2 protein-coding genes are annotated in these 997 nt (G+C 62.1%); both read left to right on the forward strand.

Annotated features, from left to right (window positions below; all coding sequences use genetic code 11):
- On the forward strand, window positions 1-231 hold a 231-nt coding region (locus AC1DP9_RS27680; RefSeq protein WP_477109070.1), incomplete at its 5' end, for a hypothetical protein.
- A gap of 128 nt (window positions 232-359) precedes the next feature.
- On the forward strand, window positions 360-997 hold a 638-nt coding region (locus AC1DP9_RS27685), incomplete at its 3' end, for a formylglycine-generating enzyme family protein (protein ID WP_477109071.1).

A 997-nucleotide genomic window follows, 5' to 3' on the forward strand; every position in this document is an offset into this window, starting at 1 on the left:
CGCGTCAGCCCGGAGCACGATCCGAAGGGGCCGCCGACCGGATCCTTGCGTTCGGTCCGGGGATACTCGGGTGGTTCCTATATTTCCGGGCTCAACATCAAGCGATATGGCGATGATCCTGTTCTTGTCGGAAAGGACATCCGCACGGGAGCCATTGGACCTGGATTCAACGTATCGTACACCGTTCGCTGTGTGGTCAACATCGACGGCGCTGTAGCGCAGTCGCAATGACACCCAGCGAGGCTTGAATGCACTTCAGAACAATCGGATCCATGGCAGCCGCATTGGCCCTCCTCCTTGGGTGCGCACAACACCCGGTCTCAGCGTTGGCCGATGTCCAGCCACCACCCCAGCCCATCATGTCGGAAGACCCGGGCGAGGACGCGCCGATCTTGCAGCAGCCTCCGGCACTCACAGCTGAGCTGCTGGCCTTGACGGAAGGCAGCATCGAAGAACGCATAGCGAAGCTCAAGCGCAAGGCGCTGAAAGACCTGATCCGGGTCGAAGGCGGCAGCTTCATGATGGGCGATTTCGGGCTCGGATGGACCCCGGAGGGGTTGTACTACACGAGCGGGATCGATAACAAACCGCCCTACAAGGTCACGCTGACGGGTTACAACCTTGCCCGGTTCAAGACCACCTATGCCGAGTACGACGTGTTCGCCGACGCTACCGGGCGACCCCGGGCGGGAATGGAGCCGAGACCGGGCCGTTCATTGCCGYCGGGTGTCTACCGCCATCCGCTGGTCCCGGCCGGCATGTACTGGCAGCAGGCGAGGGACTATTGCGAGTGGCTAGGCAAGCAGACCGGCGTGCCCTTCGGTCTGCCAACCGAGGCGCAATGGGAGTATGCCGCGCGTAGCCGTGGCCAGAACTTCCTCTGGGCGACGGACAACGGGCATATGGACAAGGGCCGCAACATGGCTTCCGATGAGCAAAAGGAAAAGCTCAGGCCGGTGGTTCGGACCCGCCCTCATGAACCTTCCTATGCCCTCCG

This window comes from Cupriavidus sp. 01L43 (genome assembly GCF_056399925.1).